This is a genomic window from Verrucosispora sp. WMMA2121, from assembly GCF_027460185.1.
Taxonomy (GTDB): domain Bacteria; phylum Actinomycetota; class Actinomycetes; order Mycobacteriales; family Micromonosporaceae; genus Micromonospora; species Micromonospora palythoicola.
The window spans coordinates 1,217,706-1,244,181 of record NZ_JAPZBH010000004.1; the positions used below are offsets into that span (position 1 = coordinate 1,217,706).

27 protein-coding genes and 3 tRNA genes are annotated in these 26,476 nt (G+C 68.6%); all 30 read right to left on the minus strand.

The genetic code is table 11. The features are described 5' to 3' along the window. Positions 1–2: 2 nt before the first annotated feature. Complete coding sequence (gene rpsC / locus O7605_RS06305; protein WP_164447882.1) at positions 3–869, minus strand: 30S ribosomal protein S3; 867 nt, start codon at positions 867–869, stop codon at positions 3–5. Then, a complete protein-coding gene (rplV, locus tag O7605_RS06310) occupies positions 869–1,324 on the minus strand; it encodes a 50S ribosomal protein L22 (protein WP_164447883.1) in 456 nt (151 codons plus the stop codon). The genes rpsC and rplV overlap by 1 nt, the downstream gene beginning before the upstream one ends. Before the next feature lie 40 nt (positions 1,325–1,364). Next, positions 1,365–1,646, minus strand: a complete 282-nt coding sequence (gene rpsS / locus O7605_RS06315; RefSeq protein ID WP_013735950.1) for a 30S ribosomal protein S19 — start codon at positions 1,644–1,646, stop codon at positions 1,365–1,367. A 12-nt stretch (positions 1,647–1,658) separates the two neighbouring features. After that, positions 1,659–2,498 carry a 50S ribosomal protein L2 gene (rplB, locus tag O7605_RS06320; RefSeq protein ID WP_093403613.1) on the minus strand — a complete coding sequence of 280 codons (840 nt, stop codon included), beginning with the start codon at positions 2,496–2,498 and terminating at the stop codon, positions 1,659–1,661. Positions 2,499–2,510: 12 nt separating this feature from the next. Further along, on the minus strand, positions 2,511–2,813 hold the full coding sequence (gene rplW, locus O7605_RS06325; RefSeq protein WP_093403611.1) for a 50S ribosomal protein L23: 303 nt from the start codon (positions 2,811–2,813) through the stop codon (positions 2,511–2,513). After that, entirely contained in the window at positions 2,810–3,460 is a 651-nt protein-coding gene (gene rplD / locus O7605_RS06330) for a 50S ribosomal protein L4 (RefSeq protein WP_269738310.1), read from the minus strand. Before rplD ends, rplW begins: the two co-directional genes overlap by 4 nt. Next, on the minus strand, positions 3,457–4,122 hold the full coding sequence (rplC, locus tag O7605_RS06335; protein WP_164447885.1) for a 50S ribosomal protein L3: 666 nt from the start codon (positions 4,120–4,122) through the stop codon (positions 3,457–3,459). The genes rplD and rplC overlap by 4 nt, the downstream gene beginning before the upstream one ends. Before the next feature lie 11 nt (positions 4,123–4,133). Continuing rightward, positions 4,134–4,442, minus strand: a complete 309-nt coding sequence (rpsJ, locus tag O7605_RS06340; RefSeq protein ID WP_007073037.1) for a 30S ribosomal protein S10 — start codon at positions 4,440–4,442, stop codon at positions 4,134–4,136. A 349-nt stretch (positions 4,443–4,791) separates the two neighbouring features. Next, positions 4,792–5,985, minus strand: a complete 1,194-nt coding sequence (gene tuf, locus O7605_RS06345) for an elongation factor Tu (protein ID WP_099849588.1) — start codon at positions 5,983–5,985, stop codon at positions 4,792–4,794. A 223-nt stretch (positions 5,986–6,208) separates the two neighbouring features. Then, complete coding sequence (gene fusA / locus O7605_RS06350; RefSeq protein ID WP_269738311.1) at positions 6,209–8,305, minus strand: elongation factor G; 2,097 nt, start codon at positions 8,303–8,305, stop codon at positions 6,209–6,211. A 74-nt stretch (positions 8,306–8,379) separates the two neighbouring features. After that, positions 8,380–8,850 carry a 30S ribosomal protein S7 gene (rpsG, locus tag O7605_RS06355; protein ID WP_093403604.1) on the minus strand — a complete coding sequence of 157 codons (471 nt, stop codon included), beginning with the start codon at positions 8,848–8,850 and terminating at the stop codon, positions 8,380–8,382. Between the two features lies 1 nt (position 8,851). Further along, complete coding sequence (gene rpsL, locus O7605_RS06360) at positions 8,852–9,226, minus strand: 30S ribosomal protein S12 (RefSeq protein ID WP_013735958.1); 375 nt, start codon at positions 9,224–9,226, stop codon at positions 8,852–8,854. A 474-nt stretch (positions 9,227–9,700) separates the two neighbouring features. Then, positions 9,701–10,072, minus strand: a complete 372-nt coding sequence (locus O7605_RS06365) for a hypothetical protein (protein WP_269738312.1) — start codon at positions 10,070–10,072, stop codon at positions 9,701–9,703. A gap of 468 nt (positions 10,073–10,540) precedes the next feature. Beyond that, the gene (locus O7605_RS06370) at positions 10,541–10,906 is read right to left on the minus strand and encodes a hypothetical protein (protein WP_164447888.1); all 366 of its coding nucleotides are present in this window, start codon (positions 10,904–10,906) and stop codon (positions 10,541–10,543) included. 160 nt (positions 10,907–11,066) lie between these two features. Continuing rightward, a complete protein-coding gene (locus tag O7605_RS06375; protein ID WP_269738734.1) occupies positions 11,067–14,954 on the minus strand; it encodes a DNA-directed RNA polymerase subunit beta' in 3,888 nt (1,295 codons plus the stop codon). Between the two features lie 128 nt (positions 14,955–15,082). Continuing rightward, positions 15,083–18,514, minus strand: coding sequence for a DNA-directed RNA polymerase subunit beta (gene rpoB / locus O7605_RS06380; RefSeq protein ID WP_269738313.1), 3,432 nt, complete (start codon positions 18,512–18,514; stop codon positions 15,083–15,085). A 568-nt stretch (positions 18,515–19,082) separates the two neighbouring features. After that, the gene (gene rplL, locus O7605_RS06385; protein ID WP_210829560.1) at positions 19,083–19,472 is read right to left on the minus strand and encodes a 50S ribosomal protein L7/L12; all 390 of its coding nucleotides are present in this window, start codon (positions 19,470–19,472) and stop codon (positions 19,083–19,085) included. Positions 19,473–19,527: 55 nt separating this feature from the next. Further along, positions 19,528–20,073 (minus strand): 50S ribosomal protein L10, encoded by a 546-nt coding sequence (rplJ, locus tag O7605_RS06390; protein WP_013735964.1) that lies wholly within the window; start codon positions 20,071–20,073, stop codon positions 19,528–19,530. A gap of 423 nt (positions 20,074–20,496) precedes the next feature. Then, entirely contained in the window at positions 20,497–21,186 is a 690-nt protein-coding gene (locus O7605_RS06395) for a hypothetical protein (protein ID WP_269738314.1), read from the minus strand. Further along, a complete protein-coding gene (locus O7605_RS06400) occupies positions 21,183–21,971 on the minus strand; it encodes an ABC transporter ATP-binding protein (RefSeq protein ID WP_269738315.1) in 789 nt (262 codons plus the stop codon). Before O7605_RS06400 ends, O7605_RS06395 begins: the two co-directional genes overlap by 4 nt. 74 nt (positions 21,972–22,045) lie before the next feature. After that, positions 22,046–22,762 (minus strand): 50S ribosomal protein L1, encoded by a 717-nt coding sequence (rplA, locus tag O7605_RS06405; protein ID WP_093403592.1) that lies wholly within the window; start codon positions 22,760–22,762, stop codon positions 22,046–22,048. 83 nt (positions 22,763–22,845) lie between these two features. Next, on the minus strand, positions 22,846–23,277 hold the full coding sequence (gene rplK, locus O7605_RS06410) for a 50S ribosomal protein L11 (protein WP_093403591.1): 432 nt from the start codon (positions 23,275–23,277) through the stop codon (positions 22,846–22,848). Between the two features lie 197 nt (positions 23,278–23,474). Beyond that, a complete protein-coding gene (gene nusG / locus O7605_RS06415; protein WP_269738316.1) occupies positions 23,475–24,197 on the minus strand; it encodes a transcription termination/antitermination protein NusG in 723 nt (240 codons plus the stop codon). 37 nt (positions 24,198–24,234) lie between these two features. Continuing rightward, positions 24,235–24,624, minus strand: a complete 390-nt coding sequence (gene secE / locus O7605_RS06420) for a preprotein translocase subunit SecE (protein WP_269738317.1) — start codon at positions 24,622–24,624, stop codon at positions 24,235–24,237. 211 nt (positions 24,625–24,835) lie between these two features. Beyond that, positions 24,836–24,908, minus strand: a tRNA-Trp gene (locus tag O7605_RS06425). Between the two features lie 126 nt (positions 24,909–25,034). Further along, positions 25,035–25,427 carry a MaoC family dehydratase gene (locus O7605_RS06430; protein WP_269738318.1) on the minus strand — a complete coding sequence of 131 codons (393 nt, stop codon included), beginning with the start codon at positions 25,425–25,427 and terminating at the stop codon, positions 25,035–25,037. A gap of 1 nt (position 25,428) precedes the next feature. Further along, the gene (locus O7605_RS06435) at positions 25,429–25,875 is read right to left on the minus strand and encodes a MaoC family dehydratase N-terminal domain-containing protein (RefSeq protein WP_269738319.1); all 447 of its coding nucleotides are present in this window, start codon (positions 25,873–25,875) and stop codon (positions 25,429–25,431) included. A gap of 124 nt (positions 25,876–25,999) precedes the next feature. After that, positions 26,000–26,167 (minus strand): 50S ribosomal protein L33, encoded by a 168-nt coding sequence (gene rpmG / locus O7605_RS06440; RefSeq protein ID WP_093403583.1) that lies wholly within the window; start codon positions 26,165–26,167, stop codon positions 26,000–26,002. A gap of 132 nt (positions 26,168–26,299) precedes the next feature. Then, positions 26,300–26,372 (minus strand) — tRNA-Met (locus tag O7605_RS06445). Between the two features lie 25 nt (positions 26,373–26,397). Beyond that, positions 26,398–26,470, minus strand: a tRNA-Thr gene (locus tag O7605_RS06450). Between the last annotated feature and the right edge of the window lie 6 nt (positions 26,471–26,476).

The window sequence follows — 26,476 nt, forward strand, 5'->3', positions numbered from 1 at the left end:
TGTCAGCCCTCCTGCTGCGTTTCTGCCGGAGCCGAAGCCGCGGCCGCGACAGCAGCGCTGTCGACCGGCTCGCCGCTCGGCGTCTCAGCCTGCTGCGCGACGGTCGTCGCGGCAGCCCGGCCGGCCTCGGTGCCACCGGAGGTCGTGCCGGACGAACCCGACCGACCACGGCGCGGCCGCTCGGGCCGGTCACCGCGCTCCCGGCGCGGGCGCGACGGAGCCTCGGCCGGAGCCTCCCGACCCGGCACCGCGTCGCCCTTGTAGATCCAGACCTTCACGCCGATGCGGCCGAAGGTGGTACGGGCCTCGAAGAAGCCGTACTCGATGTTGGCCCGCAGCGTGTGCAGCGGAACCCGACCCTCGCGGTAGAACTCCGTCCGGCTCATCTCGGCGCCGCCGAGGCGACCCGAGACCTGCACCCGGATGCCCTTGCACATCGGGTTCTTCATCGCCGACTGCATCGCCTTACGCATCGCGCGACGGAAGCTGACCCGGCTGGAGAGCTGCTCGGCGACGCCCTGGGCGACCAGCTGCGCGTCCGACTCGGGGTTCTTCACCTCGATGATGTTCAGCTGCACCTGCTTGCCGGTGAGCTTCTCCAACTCGCCGCGGATCCGGTCGGCCTCGGCGCCCTTACGGCCGATGACGATGCCCGGCCGCGCGGTGTGGATGTCGACCCGGACCCGGTCGCGGGTGCGCTCGATGTCGACCTTGGAAATGCCGGCGCGCTCCAGCCCCTTGGACATCATCCGGCGGATCTTGACATCCTCGCCGATGTAGTCCTTGTAGAGCTTGTCCGCGAACCAGCGGGACTTCCAGTCGGTCGAGATGCCGAGCCGGAACCCGTGCGGGTGAACCTTCTGACCCATTACTCGGCGCCCTCCGTGTTGCTCTGCGTCTCGGCCGGCGCGGTCTGCTTCGCCGGAGCCGCCTTGTTCGCCGACTTCCTCGGCGCGGCCGGCGCGACCGCCTCGACCGCCACGGTGATGTGGCAGGTGCGCTTGCGGATCCGGTACGCCCGGCCCTGCGCCCGTGGCTGGAACCGCTTCATCGTCGGGCCCTCGTCCACGAACGCCTCGCTGACGAGCAGCGCGTCGGGGTCCAGCCGCTCGTTGTTCTCCGCGTTGGCGATCGCGCTCGCGAGCACCTTGTACACCTGCTCGCTCGCAGCCTGCGGCGCGAACTGCAGCACCGTGAGCGCCTCCTTCGCGGGCAGGCCGCGGACGAGGTTGACCACCCGGCGCGCCTTCATCGGCGAGATGCGCACGTACCGCGCAACCGCCCGCGCGCCCGGAAGCACCGGAGCGTCGCCCTTTCCTGGCATCGCTGTAACCCCTTGATCCTCTATCCGTATGCCCGCGGCGTCAGCGCCGGCGGCTCTTCCGGTCGTCCTTTTCGTGACCCTTGAACGTGCGGGTCAGCGCGAACTCGCCGAGCTTGTGCCCGACCATCGCCTCGGTCACGAACACCGGGACGTGCTTGCGTCCGTCGTGCACGGCGATCGTGTGCCCGAGCATCTCCGGGATGATCGTCGAGCGGCGCGACCAGGTCTTGATGACGTTCTTCGAGCCCTTCTCGTTCTGCGTCTCCACCTTCTTGAGCAGGTGGTCGTCGATGAACGGGCCCTTCTTCAGGCTGCGAGGCATGTCTTATCTCCCTCAGCCGCGCTTACGCGTGGCGTAGCGACGGCGGACGATCAGCCGGTCACTCGGCTGGCCCTTACGACGGGTGCGGCCCTCGGGCTTACCCTGCGGGTTGACCGGGTGGCGACCACCGGAGGTCTTGCCCTCACCACCACCGTGCGGGTGGTCGACCGGGTTCATGGCGACACCACGGACGGTCGGGCGCTTGCCCTTCCAGCGCATCCGGCCGGCCTTACCCCAGTTGATGTTCGACTGGTCGGCGTTGCCGATCTCACCGACGCTGGCGCGGCAGCGCACGTCCACCCGCCGGATCTCACCGGACGGCATACGCAGGGTCGCGTACGCGCCCTCCCGGCCGAGCAGCTGGATGCCGACGCCGGCCGAGCGGGCCAGCTTGGCGCCACCGCCCGGACGCAGTTCCACGTTGTGGATCGTGGTACCGACCGGGATGTTGCGCAGCGGCAGGTTGTTGCCCGGCTTGATGTCGGCACTCGGACCCGACTCGACCGTGTCGCCCTGCTTCAGGTCCTTCGGCGCGATGATGTAACGCTTCTCGCCGTCGGCGTAGTGCAGCAGCGCGATCCGCGCGGTGCGGTTCGGGTCGTACTCGATGTGCGCGACCTTGGCCGGCACGCCGTCCTTGTCGACCCGCTTGAAGTCGATCAGCCGGTACTGCCGCTTGTGGCCGCCACCCTGGTGACGAGCGGTGATCCGGCCGTGCACGTTCCGGCCGCCCTTCTTGGGCAGCGGGACCAGCAGCGACTTCTCGGGAGTCGACCGGGTGATCTCGGCGAAGTCGGCGACGCTGGAGCCACGCCGGCCCGGCGTCGTCGGCTTGTACTTACGGATAGCCATTGTCTACACCCCTCAGCTGACCGGGCCGCCGAAGGCCTCGATGCGGTCGCCCTCAGCCAGCTTCACCATCGCCCGCTTGGTGTCCTTGCGCTTGCCGAACCCGGTACGGGTCCGCTTGCGCTTGCCCTCGCGGTTGAGCGTGTTGACCGTCAGGACACGGACGTTGAAGATCTGCTCGATAGCGATCTTGATCGCGGTCTTGTTCGCGTCCGGGTGCACCAGGAAGGTGTACCAGTTGCGGTTCAGCTCGCTGTAGCTCTTCTCCGAGACGACCGGCGCGACGATGATGTCGCGCGGATCGGCGATCGTGCTCACTTGCCACCCTCCTCGGTGGTCTCGGCCGGGACGCCCAGGAACTCGTCCAGGGCCTCCTTGGTGAAGACCACGTCGTCGGCCACCAGCACGTCGTACGTGTTGAGCTGGCCGGCTTCGATCAGGTGCACCCGCGGCTCGTTGCGCAGCGACACCCAGTTCAGCTCGTCGGTGCTGCTCAGCACGACCAGCACCCGCCGGGCGGTGGTCAGCTTGGCGAGCGCGGCCAGCGCGGCCTTGGTCGACGGCTTCTCGCCCGAGACGAACGCCTCGACGACGTGCACCTGCCCGGCGCGCGCCCGGTCCGACAGGGCGCCACGCAGCGCGGCGGCCTTCATCTTCTTCGGGGTGCGCTGGCTGTAGTCGCGCGGCACCGGGCCGTGGACCACGCCACCGCCGGCGAACTGCGGCGCGCGGATCGAGCCCTGGCGGGCCCGACCGGTGCCCTTCTGCTTGTAGGGCTTCTTGCCGCCGCCGGCGACCTCGCCCCGGGTCTTGGTCTTGTGGGTGCCCTGCCGGGCGGCGGCCAACTGCGCCACGACGACCTGGTGCATCAGCGCGATGTTGGCCTGCGCGTCGAAGATGTCGGCGGGCAGCTCGACCGAGCCGGTCTTGGTGCCCTCTGAGTTGAGGACGTCAACGGTGGTCACTTGCCCGCACCGCCCTTCTTCGCCTTGGCCTTGGCCGCGGTACGGACCAGGACCAGCGCGCCCTTGGGGCCGGGGATGGCGCCACGGACGAGCAGGAGATTGTTCTCGGTGTCGACCGCCTGGACGGTCAGGTTCTGCACGGTGTAGCGCACGCCGCCCATGCGGCCGGCCATCCGGGTGCCCTTGAAGACGCGACCCGGGGTGGCGCAGGCGCCGATCGAGCCCGGCGAGCGGTGCTTGCGCTCGACACCGTGGCTGGCGCGCAGACCGTGGAAGCCGTGCCGCTTCATCGGGCCGGCGTAGCCCTTGCCCTTGGTCTTGCCGGTCACGTCGATCGAGACACCGGCCGGGAACTCCTCGACCGTGACCTCCTGGCCGAGCGAGTAGTCCGCGGCGTCGCTGGTACGCAGCTCGACGATGTGCCGGCGCGGCGCCACGTCGGCCTTGGCGTAGTGACCACGCAGCGGCTTCTTGGCCTTGCGCGGGTCGATCGTCCCGTACGCCAGCTGGACCGCGGAGTAACCGTCCTTGTCGGCGTCACGAACCTGGGTGATGACGCAGGGGCCGGCCTGAACCACGGTCACCGGGACAACGCGGTTGTTGTCCCAGACCTGGGTCATGCCGAGCTTCGCGCCCAGGATCCCCTTAACTTGCCTGTCCATGTGTCCGGTCCCTACAGCTTGATCTCGATGTCGACGCCAGCCGGCAGGTCGAGGCGCATGAGCGAGTCGACCGTCTTCGGGGTCGGGTCGATGATGTCGATCAGTCGCTTGTGCGTACGCATCTCGAAGTGCTCGCGCGAGTCCTTGTACTTGTGCGGCGAGCGGATGACGCAGAAACGGTTGATCTCCGTGGGCAGCGGCACCGGGCCCGCGACCTGCGCCCCGGTACGCGTCACCGTCTCGACGATCTTCCGAGCCGAGGAGTCGACGACCTCGTGGTCATAGGCCTTGAGCCGGATGCGGATCTTCTGTCCCGCCATGGTGGCTTCTGTTCCTTCTCTCGATGCCGCTGTGTTGCGGGTGCCTGTACCGGCTGGCACAGACCCTCTTCGCCCACCCCCGCGGTCGGGCGTGTCGCGCCCTGGGGCCAGGCTCCGCCCCGGGATACCGGAGCGATCCTGACCGCGGTGGGTCCGGGCGCCGGTCGCACTGAGGCGACCTGAACGCCGCGCGAGGGTGGTTGGCGGACGGGCCGCCAACCACCCCACGCCCGACTGCTCTGCCTACCCGGAGGTTCAGCGGAAGCCGAACACGGGCGGCGAACTGTCGTTACGCAACCTGACTAGTATGCCGCACGACCGGCGGCGGGTCTAATCGGGGTTACCCAGCTCACTTGATGATCTTGGTGACGCGACCAGCGCCGACCGTACGGCCACCCTCCCGGATCGCGAACTTGAGGTTGTCCTCCATCGCGATGGGCTGGATCAGCTTCACGGTCATCGTGGTGTTGTCGCCCGGCATGACCATCTCGGTGCCCTCGGGGAGGGTGACGACACCGGTGACGTCCGTGGTCCGGAAGTAGAACTGCGGACGGTAGTTCTGGAAGAACGGGGTGTGCCGGCCGCCCTCCTCCTTGGAGAGGATGTAGACCGTCGCCTCGAACTCCGTGTGCGGGGTGCTGGTGCCCGGCTTGACGACCACCATGCCGCGCTCGACGTCCTCGCGCTTGATGCCGCGCAGCAGCAGACCGACGTTCTCACCCGCGCGGGCCTCGTCGAGCAGCTTGCGGAACATCTCGATGCCGGTGCAGACCGTCTTCTGCGACTTCTCGCGGATACCGACGATCTCCACCTCCTCGTTCGGCTTGAGCACGCCGCGCTCCGCGCGGCCGGTGACGACCGTGCCACGACCGGTGATCGTGAAGACGTCCTCGATCGGCATCAGGAACGGCTTCTCGGTCTCGCGCTCCGGCTGCGGGATCGCGGTGTCGACCGCGTTCATCAGCTCCAGCAGGCGACCGGTCCACTCCGGGTCGCCCTCCAGGGCCTTGAGCGCCGAGACGCGCACGACCGGCAGGTCGTCACCCGGGTACTCCTGGGCCGAGAGCAGCTCGCGGACCTCGAGCTCGACGAGCTCCAGGAGCTCCTCGTCGTCGACCATGTCGCTCTTGTTCAGCGCCACGACGATGTACGGCACGCCGACCTGGCGGGCCAGCAGCACGTGCTCGCGGGTCTGCGGCATCGGGCCGTCGGTCGCCGCAACCACCAGGATCGCGCCGTCCATCTGGGCGGCACCGGTGATCATGTTCTTGATGTAGTCGGCGTGACCGGGGCAGTCGACGTGCGCGTAGTGCCGCGCCTCGGTCTGGTACTCGACGTGCGCGATCGAGATCGTGATGCCGCGAGCCTTCTCCTCGGGCGCCTTGTCGATCTCGTCGAACGGCGTGTACGGGTTCAGGTCCGGGTACTGGTCGTGCAGGACCTTGGTGATGGCCGCCGTCAGCGTCGTCTTACCGTGGTCGATGTGACCAATGGTGCCGATGTTGACGTGCGGCTTAGTCCGCTCGAACTTCGCCTTCGCCACTGGTGTCCTCCTGTGGACTTCTTGGTTCGTTCGCCCCGGTGCGCCAGGAGTGGCGCTTAGGACTCTGTCGACAGCCTTTCCGGCCTGACGGCCGGAGAGCTTTGTGGGTTCTGCGGCGATGAAGCCTACAGGCCCGGAATTCACACAATCCGACCGAGGTGGTCGCGGTCGGGGAATTCCTCCCGCGACCACCGTCGGATCATCCGATCACGTCAGGTGAGCGTCACTCACCCGTCGCCTTGGCGATGATCTCCTTCGCCACGCTCTGCGGCACTTCGGCGTAGGAGTCGAACTGCATGCTGTAGCTAGCCCGGCCCTGGGTCTTCGACCGCAGGTCGCCGACGTAGCCGAACATCTCCGACAACGGCACCAGCGCACGGACGACACGGGCGCCGCTGCGCTCCTCCATCGCCTGGATGATGCCGCGTCGGGAGTTGAGGTCGCCGATGACGTCACCCATGTTCTCCTCGGGAGTGGTGACCTCAACAGCCATCATCGGCTCGAGCAGCGCGGGATCGGCCTTGCGGGCCGCGTCCTTCATCACCATCGAGCCGGCGATCTTGAATGCCATCTCGGACGAGTCGACCTCGTGGTACTGGCCGTCCAGCAGCGTCAGCTTGACACCGACCAGCGGGAAGCCGGCGAGAACGCCGTACTGCATCGCGTCCTGCGCGCCCGCGTCCACGGAAGGAATGAACTCCCGGGGGATGCGGCCACCGGTGACGGCGTTGGCGAACTCGTAGGTCGGCGAGTCGTTGCCCAGCGGCAGCGGCTCCAGGCTGACGATCACCCGGGCGTACTGGCCGGAACCACCCGTCTGCTTCTTGTGGGTGTACTCGACCTTCTCCACCGCGCGGCGGATGGTCTCACGGTACGCCACCTGCGGCTTACCGATGTTCGCCTCGACGTTGAACTCGCGGCGCATCCGGTCGACCAGGATGTCCAGGTGCAGCTCGCCCATGCCGGAGATGACCGTCTGGCCGGTCTGGTCGTCCAGCTTGACGCGGAAGGTCGGGTCCTCCTCGGCCAGCCGCTGGATGGCGGTGCTGAGCTTCTCCTGGTCAGCCTTGGTCTTCGGCTCGATGGCCACCTCGATGACCGGCTCCGGGAAGGTCATCGACTCCAGGATGACCGGATTCGCCGGGTCACACAGGGTGTCACCGGTGGTGGTCTGCTTCAGGCCCTGCACCGCGATGATGTCGCCGGCCTTGGCGGAGCTGCGCTCCTCCCGCTTGTTGGCGTGCATCTGGTAGATCTTGCCGACCCGCTCCTTGCGGTCCTTGGTGGAGTTGACCACCTGGGACCCGGACTCGACCACGCCGGAGTAGACCCGGACGTAGGTGAGCTTGCCGAGGTGCTTGTCGGTCTGGATCTTGAACGCCAGGCCGGAGAAGGGCTCCGAGGTGGACGGCTTACGCTGCATCGGCGTCTCACCGTCGGTCGCCGTACCCTCGATCGCCGGGATGTCCAGCGGCGACGGCAGGTAGTCGATGACGGCGTCGAGCATGGGCTGCACGCCCTTGTTCTTGAACGCCGAGCCGCAGAGCACCGGGTTCGCCTTGCTGGCGATGGTGGCCCGCCGGATGGCGGCCTTGATCTCCGCGACGGAGATCTCCTCGCCCTCCAGGTACTTCTCCATCACCGAGTCGTCGACGTCGGCCAGGGTCTCCATCAGCTTCTCGCGCCACTCGGCCGCGGAGTCGGCCAGGTCGGCCGGGATCTCCTCGATCGCGTAATCCTCACCCTTCTGGGTCTCCCCGCGCCAGGTGAGGGCGCGCATGTTGACCAGGTCGACGACGCCGATGTGGTCTCCCTCGAGCCCGATCGGAATCTGGAGCACCAGCGGGGTGGCGTTCAGCCGGTCGATCATCATCTGCACGCAGCGGAAGAAGTCGGCACCGGTCCGGTCGAGCTTGTTGACGAAGCACATCCGCGGGACGTTGTACTTGTCCGCCTGACGCCAGACGTTCTCCGTCTGCGGCTCCACGCCGGCCACGCCGTCGTAGACCGCGACCGCACCGTCCAGCACCCGCAACGACCGCTCCACCTCGACCGTGAAGTCGACGTGGCCGGGCGTGTCGATGATCTGGATCGTGTGGCCCTTCCACTCGCACTTCGTGGCGGCGGAAGTGATGGTGATACCGCGCTCCTGCTCCTGCTCCATCCAGTCCATGACGGCGGCGCCCTCGTGGACCTCACCGATCTTGTACGTGATACCGGTGTAAAACAGGATTCGCTCGGTGGTAGTGGTCTTACCGGCATCGATGTGCGCCATGATGCCGATGTTGCGTACGTTGGCGAGCGCGTCTGCGGCGGCCACTTCAATCCCTACTTATCGTCGTCTCGACACAACTGGTGGCGGTCCCGGCACCGGATGGCGCCGGGACCAGGGTGTTACCAGCGGTAGTGCGCGAAGGCCTTGTTGGACTCGGCCATCTTGTGCGTGTCCTCGCGCCGCTTGACGGCGGCACCGAGGCCGTTGCTCGCGTCCAGCAGCTCGTTCATCAGCCGCTCGATCATCGTCTTCTCCCGCCGGGCGCGGGCGTAGGTCACCAGCCAGCGCAGGCCCAGCGTGGTCGCCCGAGCCGGCCGCACCTCGACCGGAACCTGGTAGGTCGCGCCACCGACCCGGCGGCTGCGCACCTCGAGGGTCGGCTTGACGTTGTCCATGGCGCGCTTGAGGGTGACGACCGGGTCGGTACCGGACTTCTCCCGGCAGCCCTCCAGGGCGGCGTAGACGACGCGCTCGGCGAGCTGACGCTTGCCGCGCAGCAGGATCTTGTTCACCAGCTGCGTGACCAGCGGCGAGTTGTACACCGGGTCAGCGACCAGCGGTCGCCGCGGAGCAGGTCCCTTACGCGGCATGTCAGCTCTTCTCCTTCTTCGCGCCGTAACGGCTGCGCGCCTGCTTGCGGTTACGGACACCCTGGGTGTCCAGCGAGCCGCGAACGATCTTGTAACGCACACCGGGGAGGTCCTTCACCCGGCCACCACGCACGAGCACGATCGAGTGCTCCTGCAGGTTGTGCCCGACACCGGGGATGTAGGCGGTCACCTCGACCTGGCTGCTGAGCTTGACCCGGGCGACCTTGCGCAGCGCCGAGTTCGGCTTCTTCGGGGTGGTGGTGTACACCCGGGTGCACACGCCCCGACGCTGAGGGGATCCCTTGAGCGCGGGGGTCTTGGTCTTGGTGGTCTTCGCCTGGCGGCCCTTTCGGACCAACTGCTGAATGGTGGGCACCGGGTTTCTCCGCTCCCTTCGGCCGCTGCTGGCGACCGCGCCGTCTGCCGTAGCCGATCTCGTGACCGACTCTCCTACATTCCGACCAGGGCCACCTCACGGAGGTCCCGGCACCCGCGGTCGGGCGTGTCGCCAAACTCACGGTTCCCGTCCGGCGCTCACGCGCAGACCGGGGTTTGTCACCGGCACACGGATCGCCGCAGGCCGGATCTTTGGCTCAGTCGTGGTGCGATCCGGATGTCGGAACGCCGGCTCCAGCGCACGCACGAGTTGCCCGGGCTGGCCCGGGCACAAGGGGAAAGAGTACCTACCACAGCCGCGCAGGTCAAAACGGAAGACCTGCCGGACGTCACACCGCTTGCCGGCTGGCTCCTGTCGACCACCCGCCCGTGATGGGCACCTACGGACACAAGTGTACCGGCTCCGCCGGAAACCGGCCCGCGAGCCCCCGAGCCGGCCCCTCGCCGCCCCTGCTCAGGCCAGCGCCAACACCAGCGCCAGCCCCAACCCCACCAGGCAGAGCAGCAGTCCGGTCCCGCCGCAACTGATCCCCGCGATGGCCAGACCACGGCCGGTGAAGCGGACCGCTGGCGGCGGTGCCGGACGTCGGATCTGCCGCATGCCGAGCAGGCCCGCCACCACGGCGCCCGCGCCCGTGAGGCCACCCAGCGCGGCGAAGGCACCCGCCGCCCAGGCCCCGTTCGCCCCTCCCCCGATCGCGCCGAAGCAGATGACCAGAACCGACACCAGGATCGAAGTGATGCCCGCCACCAACGAGCCGACCGCCAGGCCCGAGGCGACCGGGGGCACGTCGAGATGCACCACCGCGAACGGGGTCCCCGGCACCGGTTCGACCCGCTTCGGCGGTCGAGGACGCTCCTGCGGCGGTGGTGGCGGCGGCTGCCCCCAGCCCGAGCCACCGGCGGGCCATGCCGGCGCCGACGGTCCGGGCGTCGGTCCGAAGGCTGGCGGGCCGGCGGCCGGAGGCCCGAAGGACACGGGAGCGGGCGGTGCCGAGCCAGGCGGCGGCCCGAAGGGCGGCGAACCAGGCGGCGGCCCGAAAGGCGAGCCGGTGGCTGATGGGGAGGTCGGCGGAACGGTCTGCTCCGGTTCGGGCCGGGCCCATCCGGTCAGGTCGGCCTCCGGGCGCCCGGTGGCGGGCTGAGCGGCTTCGCCGCCCTCGGGACGCGCCGGTTCCGTCACGGGATCCTCCTTGTCGGGCAGCGTCCCCGCACCGCGCGACGGACACCGGTCAGGCTACCGTCGGCAGTCAGCCCGTCGGTGCGGGGCGCGGCGACCCGTGGTCGTGCCGGGTCAGTCGACGTTGGGCGCGAAGTCCTGCCCGTACGGCGCCTCGGCGAGCCGGATGATCCCGATCACCAACGCCACCACCAGGCTGACCGCGACCAGCACCAGGCCCGTCCAGGCCAGCCGCTCGCCGCGACGCAGCCAGGCCGCACCGGTCAGGAAACCCGCCGAGGCGTACGCCTCGCGACGCGCCTGTCGAGCCAGGTGCAGGGCCACCGTGGCCGGCACCACGCCACCGATCAGCAGCCCCGTCAGAGCCGCCATCAGACCGAGGGCGAAGACCGCCCGGGCCTTGGTCGCCCGGACCGGATCCGGATCCAGCGGGTGACGCGGTGCCGACGCGAGGGGCGCCGATCCGGGTGCGATCGTCATGACCACATGATGCCCCCCCGTCGACGGGCGTCCGCGTCGTACCCGCAGCACGAACCGGACCCGCGGCGCGGGAAGGTCCCCCACCGCGCCCACGGACACCCCGAAAACACGAGGAGGCCCCGGCGCAGGCGCGCCGGGGCCTCCCATGTCACCGCACGGTCTAGCGGTACGACCCGAAGTCGAAGTCGTCCAGCGGGACCGCCTGGCCACTGGCCGGTCCGAAGCCGTAGTCGGTCTCCGGGTAGCCGGTCATCGAGTAGACCTTGGCCTTCGCCTCCTCGGTCGGCTCGACCCGGACGTTGCGGTACTTGCTGATGCCGGTACCGGCCGGGATGAGCTTACCGATGATCACGTTCTCCTTGAGACCGATGAGCGAGTCGCTACGGGCGTGGATCGCCGCGTCGGTCAGCACCCGGGTGGTCTCCTGGAAGGAGGCCGCCGAGAGCCAGGAGTCGGTGGCCAGCGAGGCCTTCGTGATGCCCATCAGCACCGGACGACCGGCGGCGGGCTCGCCACCCTCGCCGACGAGCCGGCGGTTCTCCGACTCGAACAGCGCCCGGTCGACAAGCACGCCCGGCAGGAACTCGGTCGAGCCGGAGTCGATGACCGTCACCCGCTTGAGCATCTGACGGATGATGATCTCGATGTGCTTGTCGTGGATGAGCACACCCTGCGAGCGGTAGACCTCCTGGACCTCCTGGGTCAGGTGGACCTGGACCGCCCGCGGGCCGAGGATGCGCAGCAGCTCGTGCGGGTCGATGGTGCCCTCGGTGAGCTTCTCGCCGACCTCGACGTGGTCGCCGTCGTGCGCCCGCAGCCGGACCCGCTTCGAGATCTTGTCGTAGACGATCTCGTCGCTGCCGTCGTCCGGGATGACCACGATCTTGCGCGACCGCTCGCCGTCCTCGATCCGGATCCGGCCGGGGGTGTCGGCGATGGGCGCCTTACCCTTCGGGATCCGGGCCTCGAAGATCTCCTGGACACGGGGCAGACCCTGGGTGATGTCCTCACCCGCGACACCACCGGTGTGGAAGGTACGCATCGTCAGCTGCGTACCCGGCTCACCGATGGACTGGGCGGCGATGATGCCGACCGCCTCGCCGACGTCGACGATCTTGCCGGTCGGCAGCGAACGGCCGTAGCACGCACCGCAGACGCCCAGCTTCGACTCGCAGGTGAGCACGCTGCGCACCCGGACCGTCTCGACCCCGGCGGCGACGATCCGGTCGACCAGGATCGAGTTGATGTCCGCGCCCCGCTCGGCCACGACGGTGCCGTCCGGCCCCTTGATGTCGTCGGCCAGGGTACGGGCGTGCACGCTGGTCTCCGCGTGCTCGTGCACCACGAGCCGGCCGTCGAGCTGCTGACCGACCTGCATCGGGATGGCCCGGTCGGTGCCGCAGTCCTCCTCGCGGATGATGACGTCCTGCGAGACGTCCACCAGACGCCGGGTCAGGTAACCCGAGTCGGCGGTACGCAGGGCGGTGTCCGCGAGACCCTTACGGGCACCGTGGGTGGAGATGAAGTACTCCAGCACGGACAGACCCTCCCGGTAGCTGGCCTTGATCGGCCGGGGGATGATCTCGCCCTTCGGGTTGGCCACCAGACCACGGATCGCCGCGATCTGCCGGAGCTGGAGCAGGTTACCGCGAGCACCCGAGTTGATCATCTTCCACAGCGGGTTCTCCTGCGGCAGCGCGGTGTCCATCTCCTTGGCGACCTCGTTCGTCGCCTTGGTCCAGATCTCGATGAGCTCGCCGCGACGCTCCTCGGCGGTCATCAGACCACGCTGGTACTGCTTGTCGATCCGGTCGGCTTCCTTCTCGTACCGCTCCAGGATCTCCCGCTTGCGCGGCGGAGCGATGACGTCCTCCATGCCGATGGTCACGCCGGACCAGGTGGCCCAGTGGAAACCGGCCTCCTTGAGCCCGTCGAGGGTGGCCGCCAGGGCCACCTTCGGGAACCGCTCGGCGAGGTCGTTGACGATCGCGGAGAGCTGACCCTTGCGGATCTCGTAGTTCACGAACCGGTAGCCCTGCGGCAGGGTCTCGTTGAACAGCACCCGACCGAGGGTGGTCTCCACCGTCAGCGGCTCGCCCGGCACCCAGCCCTCGGGCGCGGTCCACGGCTGACCACCGGCGCCGTTGTCCACCTCGACGACGTCCCGCAGCCGGATCTTCACCGGCGCCTGCAGGTGCAGCTCGCCGTTGTCGTACGCCATCCGCGCCTCGGCGTCCGAGCTGAACGCCCGGCCCTCGCCACGCTCACCGGCGGTGAGGTGGGTCAGGTGGTAGAGCCCGATGACCATGTCCTGGGTGGGCATGGTGACCGGCTTGCCGTCGGCCGGCTTGAGGATGTTGTTCGACGACAGCATCAGGATCCGCGCCTCGGCCTGGGCCTCGGCGGACAGCGGCACGTGCACCGCCATCTGGTCACCGTCGAAGTCGGCGTTGAACGCGGTGCAGACCAGCGGGTGGATCTGGATGGCCTTGCCCTCGACCAGCTGCGGCTCGAAGGCCTGGATGCCGAGTCGGTGCAGGGTCGGTGCCCGGTTGAGCAGCACCGGGTGCTCGCCGATGACCTCTTCCAGCACGTCCCACACGACCGGCCGCTGCCGCTCGACCATCCGCTTGGCGGACTTGATGTTCTGCGCGTGGTTGAGGTCGACCAGCCGCTTCATCACGAACGGCTTGAACAGTTCCAGCGCCATCTGCTTGGGCAGGCCGCACTGGTGCAGCTTGAGCTTCGGGCCGACCACGATGACCGAACGGCCGGAGTAGTCGACGCGCTTGCCGAGCAGGTTCTGGCGGAACCGGCCCTGCTTGCCCTTGAGCATGTCGGACAGCGACTTGAGTGGACGGTTACCCGGGCCGGTGACCGGCCGGCCGCGACGGCCGTTGTCGAACAGCGCGTCGACGGCCTCCTGCAGCATCCGCTTCTCGTTGTTGACGATGATCTCGGGCGCGCCGAGGTCGATCAGTCGCTTGAGCCGGTTGTTCCGGTTGATGACCCGACGGTAGAGGTCGTTCAGGTCGCTGGTGGCGAAACGGCCACCGTCGAGCTGCACCATCGGGCGCAGGTCCGGCGGGATGACCGGTACGCAGTCCAGCACCATGCCGAGCGGCGAGTTACGGGTGTTCTGGAACGCCGCGACGACCTTGAGCCGCTTGAGCGCCCGGATCTTCCGCTGCCCCTTACCGGTGCGGATGGTCTCCCGCAGGTTCTCGGCCTCGGCCTCCAGGTCCATGTTCTGCACCAGGGCCTTGATCGCCTCGGCACCCATGCCACCGGTGAAGTACTCACCGAACCGGTCGCGCAGCTCACGGTAGAGCAGCTCGTCGGTGACCAGCTGCTTCGGATCCAGCTTGCGGAACGTGTCCAGCACCTCGTCCAGGCGGTCGATCTCGCGCTGGGCCCGGTCGCGGATCTGGCGCATCTCGCGCTCTCCGCCCTCCTTGACCTTGCGCCGGACGTCCGCCTTCGCGCCCTCGGCCTCCAACTCGGCCAGGTCGGCCTCGAGCTTGGCCGCCCGCTTCTCGATCTCCGAGTCGCGGCTGTTCTCCGACTGCCGCTTCTCGGCCAGGATCTCGTTCTCGATGGTCGAGAGGTCACGGTGACGCGCTTCGGCGTCAACGCTCGTCACGACGTACGAGGCGAAGTAAATGATCTTTTCGAGGTCCTTCGGGGCGAGGTCCAGCAGGTAGCCCAGCCGGCTCGGCACGCCCTTGAAGTACCAGATGTGGGTCACCGGGGCGGCCAGCTCGATGTGGCCCATCCGCTCACGGCGGACCTTCGAGCGGGTCACCTCGACGCCGCAGCGCTCGCAGATGATGCCCTTGAACCGGACCCGCTTGTACTTACCGCAGTAGCACTCCCAGTCCCGCTGCGGACCGAAGATCTTCTCGCAGAAGAGCCCGTCCTTCTCCGGCTTGAGGGTGCGGTAGTTGATCGTCTCGGGCTTCTTGACCTCGCCGTGCGACCACTGACGAATGTCGTCCGCGGTCGCCAGCCCAATTCGCAACTCGTCGAAAAAGTTGACGTCGAGCACGTTCAAATCCCTCACACGTCGCTTGGTGCGTCAGCAGCTCACCGGGTTTTGGTTTCGGGGCGGGGTGACCCACGAAGGGATCAAGCCTGACCGCCCGGAGTGGGTCGCCCCGCCCCGAAACCCCAACGTCACACTTCCTCGACCGAGCTCGGCTCGCGCCGGGACAGGTCGATACCCAGTTCCTCCGCGGCCCGGAACACCTCGTCGTCGGTCTCGCGCATCTCAAGGGCCACACCGTCGCTGGACAGCACCTCGACATTGAGGCACAGCGACTGCAGCTCCTTGAGCAGCACCTTGAACGACTCCGGGATGCCCGGCTCCGGGATGTTCTCGCCCTTGACGATGGCCTCGTAGACCTTCACCCGGCCGAGGACATCGTCGGACTTGATCGTCAGCAGCTCCTGCAGCGCGTACGCGGCACCGTATGCCTGCATCGCCCAGCACTCCATCTCACCGAAGCGCTGACCACCGAACTGCGCCTTACCACCCAGCGGCTGCTGCGTGATCATCGAGTACGGGCCGGTCGACCGAGCGTGAATCTTGTCGTCGACCAGGTGGTTGAGCTTCAGGATGTAGATGTAGCCGACGGCGATCGGGTCGGGCAGCGGCTCACCGGAGCGACCGTCGAACAACTGCGCCTTGCCGGAGGAACCGATCAGCTGCCGACCGTCCCGGTTGGGCAGGGTCGAGGCGAGCAGACCGGAGATCTCCTCCTCGCGGGCACCGTCGAAGACCGGGGTGGCGACGTTGGTGTCCGGCTCCGAGGAGTCGGCACCGATGCCCTGGAGCTGCCGCTTCCACTCGGCATCGTCACCCTCGACCTGCCAACCCGTCTTGGCCACCCAGCCCAGGTGAGTCTCCAGCACCTGGCCGATGTTCATCCGGCTCGGCACACCCAGCGGGTTGAGCACGATGTCGACCGGGGTGCCATCCTCCAGGAACGGCATGTCCTCGACCGGCAGGATCTTGGAGATGACGCCCTTGTTGCCGTGCCGGCCGGCGAGCTTGTCACCGTCCTGGATCTTCCGCTTCTGGGCGACGTAGACCCGGACCAGCTCGTTGACGCCCGGGGGCAACTCGTCGCCGTCCTCCCGGGAGAAGGTACGTACGCCGATGACCGTGCCGGTCTCGCCGTGCGGCACCTTCAGGGAGGTGTCCCGGACCTCGCGCGCCTTCTCGCCGAAGATCGCCCGAAGCAGTCGCTCCTCCGGGGTCAGCTCGGTCTCGCCCTTGGGCGTGACCTTGCCGACCAGGATGTCGCCGGGGACGACCTCGGCGCCGATCCGGATGATCCCGCGCTCGTCCAGGTCGGCGAGCATCTCCTCGCTGACGTTCGGAATGTCGCGGGTGATCTCCTCCGGGCCGAGCTTGGTGTCCCGCGCGTCGACCTCGTGCTCCTCGATGTGGATCGAGGTGAGCACGTCCTGCTGGACGAGGCGCTGCGACAGGATGATCGCGTCCTCGTAGTTGTGCCCCTCCCAGGTCATGAACGCCACGAGCAGGTTTCGCCCGAGCGCCATCTCGCCCTCGTCGGTGCACGGACCGTCGGCGATGACCTGGCCGGCCTCGACCCGGTCGCCCTCGAAGACGACCGGCTTCTGGTTGACGCAGGAGCCGGCGTTGGAGCGGCGGAACTTGTGCAGCAGGTACGTCCGGCGGTGACCGTCGTCCTGGTGGACGGTGATGTAGTCGGCGCAGAGGTCCTCGACCACGCCACCGACCTCGGCCACGACCACGTCACCGGCGTCAACGGCGGCACGGTACTCCATGCCGGTACCGACCAACGGGGACTCGGCCTTGACCAGCGGCACCGCCTGACGCTGCATGTTCGCGCCCATCAGGGCCCGGTTCGCGTCGTCGTGCTCCAGGAACGGAATCATCGCGGTCGCGACCGAGGTCATCTGCCGCGGTGACACGTCCATGTAGTCCACGGCGGCCGGCGGGACGTCCTCGGTCTCGCCGCCCTTACGCCGGACCAGGACGCGGTCCTCGGCGAACGAGCCGTCGGCCCGCAGCGGGGCGTTGGCCTGCGCCTTGACGAACCGGTCCTCCTCGTCCGCGGTCAGGTAGTCGATCTGGTCGGTGACCCGACCGTCGATGACCTTCCGGTACGGCGTCTCGATGAAGCCGAACGGGTTGACCCGGGCGAAGGTGGACAGCGCACCGATCAGGCCGATGTTCGGGCCTTCCGGCGTCTCGATCGGGCACATCCGGCCGTAGTGGGACGGGTGCACGTCGCGGACCTCGAAGCCGGCCCGCTCCCGGGACAGACCACCGGGGCCGAGCGCGCTCAGCCGCCGCCGGTGGGTCAGGCCCGCCAGCGGGTTGGTCTGGTCCATGAACTGGGACAGCTGCGAGGTGCCGAAGAACTCCCGGATCGCGGCGACGACCGGTCGGATGTTGATCAGGGTCTGCGGCGTGATCGCCTCGACGTCCTGGGTGGTCATCCGCTCCCGGACGACCCGCTCCATCCGGGACAGGCCGACCCGAACCTGGTTCTGGATCAGCTCGCCCACGGTACGCAGCCGCCGGTTGCCGAAGTGGTCGATGTCGTCGGCCTCGTAGCTCTCCTCACCGGCGTGCAGCCGGCAGAGGTACTCCACGGTGGCGACGATGTCGTCCTCGGTCAGCGTGCCGGTGGTGATCGGCACGTCCAGCTCGAGCTTCTTGTTGAACTTGTATCGACCGACCTTGGCTACGTCGTACCGCTTCGGGTTGAAGAAGAGGTTGTCGAGCAGGGTCTGGGCGTTCTCGCGGGTCGGCGGCTCGCCAGGGCGCAGCTTGCGGTAGATGTCGAGTAGCGCCTCGTCCTGGCCGGCGATGTGGTCCTTCTCGAGCGTGGTCATCATCAGCTCGGACCAGCCGAACTTCTCACGGATCTGCTCGGCCGACCATCCGATGGCCTTGAGCAGCACCGTGACGGCCTGCCGACGCTTACGGTCGATGCGAACGCCGACCGTGTCGCGCTTGTCGATGTCGAACTCCAGCCAGGCACCCCGGCTCGGGATGACCTTGACGCTGGAGAGGTCGCGGTCGGAGGTCTTGTCCGGCTGCTTGTCGAAGTACACGCCCGGCGAGCGGACGAGCTGGCTGACCACGACGCGCTCGGTGCCGTTGATGATGAAGGTGCCCTTCGGCGTCATCATCGGGAAGTCACCCATGAACACCGTCTGGCTCTTGATCTCGCCGGTGGTGTTGTTGGTGAACTCCGCGGTCACGAACAGTGGCGCGCAGTAGGTCAGGTCCTTCTCCTTGCACTCCTCGATCGAGGCCTTGACCTCGTCGAAGCGCGGCGCCGAGAAGGAAAGCGACATGGTGCCGGAAAAGTCCTCAATGGGACTGATCTCGTCGAGGATCTCCGCGAGACCCGAGCGTGCGTGCGGGTCGTCCGCCGACCGGCCCTGCCAAGCCTCGTTGCCGACGAGCCAGTCGAAGGACTCGTTCTGAATGGCGAGGAGGTTGGGGACCTCGAGGTGTTCGGTGATCCGACCGAAGGAAACTCGGCGGGGAGCGAATGCGCTCGACGTACGACTGGTCTTCGCAGGGCGGGAAGCTGCCAAGATGCGTCCTTCCGAGGACCGGTGCTGCAGAACGGCTGGTACGCGTGCACTCCAATGACCCCACCAGAAAACATCCACAAACGGACATTTCCGAGCAGGGGTCAAGTCGGAAGGCAGCGCAAACTAGCAGTGTAGCCGAGAGGCTAACCGCTGTCCAGCCCACCCCGCAGGTTGTCGCGGAACGCGCCTCGGGACCCCTCGAACGGGTCGAACCGGGCCGCTCGGAACGCAACGTCCCTGCCGGGCCGCTCGGGTCTGCGTGGCGAGTGGAGCTGCCGCTGCATTACCCGCGCGGTGGCCGTCGCAAGCGCGGAAGGTCTTGCAGATGTCAGCGTGCCTGGCAGTCCAGGGCCGCGTCAAGGGCTCCGGTCGGCATCGGCCCTCTTTCCCACCCGCGGGCGAGCCCGCCGGCTCCGGTCGACGCGCCGCGAACCTGGCTCGACACCCTGCTCATGCCGGGTGCGCCGGCCCACGAACACGGCGGGCGGCGATCCACTGTCGGATCGCCGCCCGCCGCGACGTGCGGTGCCCGGTTCATGCGAGCCGGGACGGCCAGGTGGGACTCAGGTCACTTGAGGGTGACCTTGGCGCCCTCACCCTCGAGCTTGGCCTTGGCCTTGTCCGCGGTCTCCTTGTTGACCTTCTCCAGGACCGGCTTCGGAGCGGCCTCGACCAGGTCCTTGGCCTCCTTGAGGCCCAGGCCGGTCAGCTCACGCACGACCTTGATGACCTGGATCTTCTTGCCGCCGTCAGCGTCGAGGATGACGTCGAACTCGTCCTTCTCCGGCTCGGCCTCGGCAGCGGCACCACCGGTGGCCGGACCCGCCATCATCATCGCGGCCGGGGCGGCGGCGGTGACCTCGAAGGTCTCCTCGAACTGCTTCACGAACTCGGAGAGCTCGATCAGCGTCATCTCCTTGAACGCGTCGAGCAGCTCGTCGGTGCTGAGCTTCGCCATGTCTGGCGTCCTTTCCTAATGGTTCAAACTAAGAACGTGGTGCGTCGGCGCGGCCTCAGGCCGCCTCGGCGCCTTCCTTCTCGCGCTTGTCCTGCAGGGCGGCCGCCAGGCGGGCGGTCTTCGACAGCGGGGCCTGGAACAGGGCCGCGGCCTTGCTCAGGTTGCCCTTCATCGCGCCGGCCAGCTTGGCCAGCAGCACCTCGCGGGACTCCAGGTCGGCGAGCTTCGTGACCTCGGCCGCGGAAATGGCCTTGCCCTCGAAGACACCGCCCTTGATGACGAGCTTCGGGTTGGCCTTCGCGAAGTCGCGAAGGCCCTTCGCCGCCTCGACGACGTCGCCCGAAACGAAAGTCAGCGCGGTAGGACCGGTGAACAGCTCGTCAAGGCCGGAGATGCCCGCGTCCGCCGCGGCACGCTTCGCCAGCGTGTTCTTGGCGACCGTGTAGCTGGTCTCCTTGCCGAGTGAGCGCCGCAGCTGGGTGAGCTGGGAAACCGTCAGACCGCGGTACTCGGTCAGCACGGTGGCACCCGCGCTGCGGAAGCTCTCGGTCAGCTCTGCGACGGCCGTGGCCTTGTCGGCCCGGATCGGCTTGTCCGCCATGTCCCTCCTCTCTCGTTACTCGAGGCTGGTCACCGTCGCAGGCGAGCGCCTGTGACGGAGCGGAGGTGTCGCGGCAACAGAAAAGCCCCGGCGCAGGGCGCCCGGGGCGAGGACGGCGGGAATCACCTGGTCGGCGGACCACATGACGCTGCCGATGTCGCTTGCCGCCCTACGCGGGTCGCCCGTCGTCGCGGGACCTTCGACCGTGCCCGGGGCACGGTGACCAGCGGTCTCTGGGTGGAACTTCGCGACCAAGGCTACGCGACACCCGCGCTGACCACCAAATCGCCCCCGGGACCGGCCCGGCGGCGGCAACGGCCGTCACCCGGCCGACGGTTCGATCTGCCCGTGCGTCCAGGTCGCTGGCTGGCTGCGGTCGCCCCCTTGTCCGGCTCGACCGGCGACCACGAGCACGACCATGCCCTAGGCGCACCGGGTGCGGGCCCGGGCGTAGCCGGTCAACGCCACCGCCGCCCAGGCCAGCGCCCACATGGTCAGCAGCAACGCAGTCGACCCGGGCAACGGGCCGACCAACGCCCTGGCGGTGGGTAGCAGCGGTGGCGCCAGCCACGGCGCGACCGACCCCGAGAGACCGAGCACCAGTACACCGACCGCACCGATAGTGAGCACCGCCACACCGTAGCCGGCGCTTCGGGTGATCACCCGGCTGGCCAGCGCGCCGAGCGCCACAGCCGCCGGCAGCGCGAGCAGGTGCGCCCAGAGACCGAGCGTCACGCCTGCGGAAACCGACCGGTCACCGGGCAGGCTGGGAGCGGCGACCCCGCCGAACAACCAGGGAAAGACCAGGGCGACCGCCACCAGACCAAGGCCAGCCACCACCGCGGCGACCAGCCCGGCCACCTGCTCCCGGGCCGGGCCGACCGCGACCAGAGCCAGGCGACGCTGCACGTCCGGCTCCACGTCCAGCAGGATCTTGGTCTGCCAGGCCAGCACCGGGAAGAGCACCACGGCCGACACTCCGTACGCCTCCGCCGGCTGGGCCCGGCCGCCGCCGTAGAGGATGCCGAGGGTGAGCAGGCCGGCCAGGACCGGCGCCAACGCCCGTCCGGTACGCAGGAAGCCGGCGAGCCGGAATCGCACCAACGCGGTCACCGGGCCACCTCGGACGACGATCCCGCTCCCGGTCCGGTGGCCTCGGGCGGTGCGCTCTGGCCGCGTACCCGCAGGACGTGGTGGCCCTCGGCGCGCAGGCGGGCGACGGTGGCCGGCAGCTGTCCCACCGGAACCTCCAGCTCGACCACCGCGACCGCCGCCTCGCCCGACGGTGCCCGCTCGACCACCGCACCGTCGGCCACCAACCACTCCCGAGCGCCGGGCAGCCGGACCGTCTCCCCTCGGTGATCGCTGACCAGCACCGACCCGCCGTCAGCCAGCACCTCGTCGACCAGTTGCGGAACCAGTTCCCGCGCTGCGGCGTCCAGGCCCTCCCAGGGCTCGTCGAGGACGAGCAGGCCGGGCGGACGCAGCACGGCCTGGGCCAGGCCGACCTTCTGGGCGGTGCCCTTCGACAGCTGAGCCAGCCGTACCGTGCGGAACGGGCCGAGGCCGAGTCGGTCGACCCAGCGTCGCACCGTCGGTTCCGTCGCGGCCGGGGACAGGCCGGCGATCCGGGCCATCGCGGTGAGATAGCCGTCGACCGTGAACGGCTGCTCGGCCGGGAAGCGCTCCGATACCCAGCCCACGACCGCCGGGCGGTCGAGCACCCGCCCCCGGGACGGCCGCAGGACTCCGGCGGCGAGCTGGAGCAGCGTCGACTTGCCGGCCCCGTTGCGGCCCCGTACCACCACCGCCTCGCCCGCCGGCACGCGCACCGTCACCTGCCGCAGCACCCACGGACCGCGCCGGTGATACCGCAGCCCGACGTCCTCCAGCCACATGCCGCGAGCCTGCCACAGCCGACAGACGAACGCGGCCCCGCCAGGAGTGGCGGGGCCGCGTCGGTGCGTCGTGCTCAGCTGTCGGCCGAGCCTTCCTGCAGGTTCTTCACCACGTTCGGGTCGACCGGTACGCCCGGCCCCATGGTGGTGGTGAGGGTGACCTTCTTGAGGTACTTGCCCTTCGCGGCCGACGGCTTGGCCCGCAGCACCTCGTCGAGGACGGCCGCGTAGTTGTCGACCAGCTGGGCCTCGGAGAACGAGGCCTTACCGATGATCAGGTGCAGGTTCGAGTGCTTGTCCACCCGGAAGGTGATCTTCCCGCCCTTGATGTCCGACACGGCCTTGGTGACGTCCATGGTCACCGTGCCGGTCTTCGGGTTCGGCATCAGACCGCGCGGGCCCAGGATCCGCGCGATCCGACCGATCTTGGCCATCTGGTCGGGCGTGGCGATCGCCGCGTCGAAGTCCAGCCAACCACCCTGGATCCGGGCGACCAGCTCGTCGGTGCCCACCTCGTCGGCACCGGCGGCGACGGCCTCCTCGGCCTTCGCACCGGCCGCGAAGACGATCACGCGGGCGGTCTTACCGGTGCCGTGCGGCAGGTTGACCGTGCCGCGGACCATCTGGTCCGCCTTGCGGGGATCGACGCCGAGGCGCATCGCGACCTCGACCGTGGCGTCGAACTTGGTGGCGGTGCTCTCCTTGGCCAGCTTGACGGCCTCGACGGGGGTGTAGAGCTTCGACTTGTCGATGGCCTCGGCGGCCTTGCGGTAACTCTTGCTGCGCTGCATGTTCTGTCTACTCCTGTGGTCTCTGGCGGGCCGCGGTGCTCGCGCGCCCTCCCACGATCCGTACGGGTCGGTGGTGGCCGACGTCAGTCGGTGACGTTCAGGCCCATCGACCGGGCGGTGCCGGCGATGATCTTCTCAGCCTGGTCGAGGTCGTTGGCGTTGAGGTCGGCCATCTTCTTCTCGGCGATCTCCCGCAGCTGGGCGCGGGTCACCGAACCGACCTTCTGCGTGTGCGGGACGCCCGAGCCCTTCTGCACACCGGCGGCCTTGATCAGCAGCCGGGCGGCGGGCGGGGTCTTCAGCACGAAGGTGAAGGACCGGTCCTCGTACACGCTGATCTCGGCGGGGACGATGTCGCCCCGCTGCGACTCGGTCTGCGCGTTGTACGACTTGCAGAACTCCATGATGTTCACGCCGTGCTGGCCGAGCGCGGGACCGACCGGCGGCGCCGGAGTGGCCTGGCCCGCCGGCAGCTGAAGCGTGAACGTCTTGACGAGCTTCTTCTTCGGAGGCATGTCTCTTCCTGGGGCTTGGAACTGGGAAAGGTTCACACGACACCGCCGTCGGCGCGCGCACGGTCAGCGCGCATGCGACGGCGGCGACGTTCTAGGGTAGCGCAGACCTGGATCCCGGCAGCCACGGAGGTGCGCCGGGCGGGTGAACCGGACGAACGACGACCGGCGGCGGTTGCCCGCCGCCGGCAGTCGACAAATCAGATCTTGGCGACCTGGTTGAAGTTCAGCTCCACCGGCGTCTCCCGGCCGAAGATCGACACCAGCACCTTGAGCTTCTGCTGGTCGGCGTTGATCTCGCTGATCGTGGCCGGTAGGGAGGCGAAGGCGCCGTCGGTGACCGTGACCGAGTCGCCGACCTCGAAGTCGAGGACCTTGACCTCCGGCTTGGCCTTCTTCTGCTCGGTCTCGACGGCCGGCGCCAGCCACTTGAGCACCTCGTCGAGGCTGAGCGGTGCCGGACGATCGGCCCGGTCGGTTGCGCCGACGAAGCCGGTGACCCCGGGAGTGTTCCGTACGCAGGAGTAGGACTCCGCGGTCAGCTCCATCCGGACGAGGATGTAGCCGGGGAAGACCTTGGCCTGCACCTGGGCGCGCTTGCCGTTCTTGACCTCGACCTCTTCCCGGGTCGGCACCTCGACCTGGTAGATGTAGTCCTCCATGTCGAGGGACGTGATCCGGGTCTCGAGGTTGGTCTTGACCTTGTTCTCGTAACCGGCGTACGAGTGCACCACGTACCAGTCGCCCGGTGCGTAGCGCAGCTTCTGCCGCAGCTCCGCGACCGGGTCGAAGTCCTCCTCGGGAGCGGGCTCGGTCATGGTGAACTCCGGCTCGTTGGCGGCCTCGACCGACTCGTCACCAGCCGCCGTCGCCACCGCGGACTGCTCGTCCGTGGTCTCGGCGGTCTCGTCGTACTCAGGCACGCTTGCTCACTTCCGTCACTATCGCACGTTCAGCCGGTCAGCTGGGGTTGCCGAAGACCCACAACACGCCCTTGGCGAAGCCGTAGTCCAGGACAGCCACGATCGTCAGCATCACCGTGACGAACGCGATCACCACTGCCGTGTAGGTCAGCAGTTCCTTGCGGGTCGGCCAGATGACCTTACGCAGTTCGGCCACGACCTCGCGGATGAAACGCGCGATGCGACCGAACAGGCCCACCTTGTCGGCGTCGGTACGCGTCTTGCGGCCGTCGGCGGAATCCGCCCGCGCCCGCGAACGGGTGGCGGTGCCACCTCGCGAAACCGGCTCGTCCGCGTCGGCGGCGTCATCCTCGGCGCTGTCGTTGACGACCTCGTCGTTCAGGCGCTCGTCGTCGGCGTCCTCGCCGCGCCGCTTGTTGTCGGCCACTTCGCCCTCCGTCGCGGGATGTCGGTGTCGCACGCGGGGCGCGTGCGCGGCGCTTGGTCACGCCGGCCGGACCAACCGTCCCGGGACGGGCCGCGGCCGGCGGATCAACCGGAAGGGCCCGATGCCTCGGAACCTCCCCGCCGATGCCACCACCACGGGCCGGACGCCACCAGAAGGCGGCGCGACCCACGGAACGGTCAGGCCTGAGGCGCAGGGGTGACAGGACTTGAACCTGCAGCCTGCGGTTTTGGAGACCGCTGCTCTGCCAATTGAGCTACACCCCTGTGCGGCAACGCTCGCCCCACCCGGCCACACGGCCAGGCAGGGGTCACTTGCCCCACGGCGGACCAGTGTACGGGTACCGACCCGACTTTCCCAACCGGTCTACCCGACGCGCCGCCCGGTGCCGGTCAGCCGGCCCTGCGCACGGTGGCCCGCGCCTGCGAGAGCACCTTCTCACCGAGGCAGGTGGCGGTCACATCCAGCCTGGTCAGACCCGTGTCGGTCACCTCACGGACGACCGCGGTCACCACGATCTCGGTGCCGGCGTCGTCGTCGGGGACCACCACCGGGCGGGTGAACCGCACGCCGAAGTCGACCACCGCGTCGGGCGAGCCGGCCCAGGCGGTGACCGCCCGGCCGACGAGCGCCATGGTGAACATGCCGTGGGCGATCACACCGGGCAGCCCCACCTTTGTGGCGAACCGGTCGCTCCAGTGGATCGGGTTGAAGTCGCCCGAGGCACCGGCGTATTGGACCAGGTCCGCCCGGGTCACCCGGAACGTCTGGGTAGGCAGCTCCATGTCAGGCCTCCCCGCGTACGACGAGCTTGGACCAGACCGCGACCACCGGTTCCCCGGCGGTCGTGCTGACGTCGGTCCGGGTGGTCAGGAACTCGTGGCCACCACGGCTGGTGATGTCCTCGACAGTGTTGACACAGACCAGCTCGTCGCCGGCCACCACCGGCCGGGTGTACGCGAACCGCTGGTCACCGTGGACCACCCGGCTGTAGTCGATGCCGAGCGCGGGGTCCTCGATCAGCTGACGGCTGGCGGCCATGGTGATCACCACCGGGAACGTCGGCGGCGCGACCACGTCCGGGTGGCCCAGCGCGCGGGCGGCCTGCGGATCGTGGTGGGCGGGATCGGTGGCGCCGATCGCCGTCGCGAACTCGCGGATCTTCTCTCGGCCCACCTGATAGGGGGCGGTCGGCGGATAGGTCCGACCGACGAAGGACTGGTCCAGGGGCATGCCGCGAACCTACACGCAGAGCACGATCGCCGATCCGAGCGGTCGACGTCGGCTCAAGCCGCGCCGTCCGTACGAACCGGCGATCATGACGGATGCTGATCCGGGCCGATCGGCCCGGACGGGTTCAGCGCGTCTCGCGGTGCAGGGTGTGCCGCCCGTCCCGGGGGCAGAACTTCTTCAGCTCGATGCGGTCCGGGTCGTTACGGCGGTTCTTGCGCGTGATGTAGTTGCGCTCCTTGCACTCCACACACGCCAAAGTGATCTTCGGCCGGACATCGGTCGCCTTCGCCACGGCGGAGTGCCTTCCTCGATAACGGATACAACTACGGCGCTAAAGCGTACGCGCCACCTGGGCGGACACGCAAAGCGGGCGCCTGTGGCGCCCGTCCCACCGACCACCGGAAATGTCCGGGGCGGACGAGAGTAGCGGTGGCCGGACTTGAACCGGCGACACAGCGATTATGAGCCGCTTGCTCTGCCATCTGAGCTACACCGCCGCGGTGGGCCCAGCCGGACCCTCTGAGCCCCCTTACGGAATCGAACCGTAGACCTTCTCCTTACCATGGAGACGCTCTGCCGACTGAGCTAAGGGGGCCTGCGC

Coding starts and splice junctions, on each gene's coding strand:
- rplK (WP_093403591.1), bottom strand. CDS start 23,277: ATGCCTCCGAAGAAGAAGCTCGTCAAGACGTTCACGCTTCAGCTGCCG.
- rplV (WP_164447883.1), bottom strand. CDS start 1,324: ATGCCAGGAAAGGGCGACGCTCCGGTGCTTCCGGGCGCGCGGGCGGTT.
- rpsG (WP_093403604.1), bottom strand. CDS start 8,850: ATGCCGCGTAAGGGACCTGCTCCGCGGCGACCGCTGGTCGCTGACCCG.
- rplJ (WP_013735964.1), bottom strand. CDS start 20,073: ATGGCGGACAAGCCGATCCGGGCCGACAAGGCCACGGCCGTCGCAGAG.
- O7605_RS06435 (WP_269738319.1), bottom strand. CDS start 25,875: ATGCCCCTGGACCAGTCCTTCGTCGGTCGGACCTATCCGCCGACCGCC.
- O7605_RS06430 (WP_269738318.1), bottom strand. CDS start 25,427: ATGGAGCTGCCTACCCAGACGTTCCGGGTGACCCGGGCGGACCTGGTC.
- rplA (WP_093403592.1), bottom strand. CDS start 22,762: ATGCAGCGCAGCAAGAGTTACCGCAAGGCCGCCGAGGCCATCGACAAG.
- rpsC (WP_164447882.1), bottom strand. CDS start 869: ATGGGTCAGAAGGTTCACCCGCACGGGTTCCGGCTCGGCATCTCGACC.
- O7605_RS06400 (WP_269738315.1), bottom strand. CDS start 21,971: ATGTGGCTGGAGGACGTCGGGCTGCGGTATCACCGGCGCGGTCCGTGG.
- rplL (WP_210829560.1), bottom strand. CDS start 19,472: ATGGCGAAGCTCAGCACCGACGAGCTGCTCGACGCGTTCAAGGAGATG.
- rpsJ (WP_007073037.1), bottom strand. CDS start 4,442: ATGGCGGGACAGAAGATCCGCATCCGGCTCAAGGCCTATGACCACGAG.
- rpsS (WP_013735950.1), bottom strand. CDS start 1,646: ATGCCTCGCAGCCTGAAGAAGGGCCCGTTCATCGACGACCACCTGCTC.
- rplC (WP_164447885.1), bottom strand. CDS start 4,122: ATGGACAGGCAAGTTAAGGGGATCCTGGGCGCGAAGCTCGGCATGACC.
- rplB (WP_093403613.1), bottom strand. CDS start 2,498: ATGGCTATCCGTAAGTACAAGCCGACGACGCCGGGCCGGCGTGGCTCC.
- O7605_RS06370 (WP_164447888.1), bottom strand. CDS start 10,906: ATGACGATCGCACCCGGATCGGCGCCCCTCGCGTCGGCACCGCGTCAC.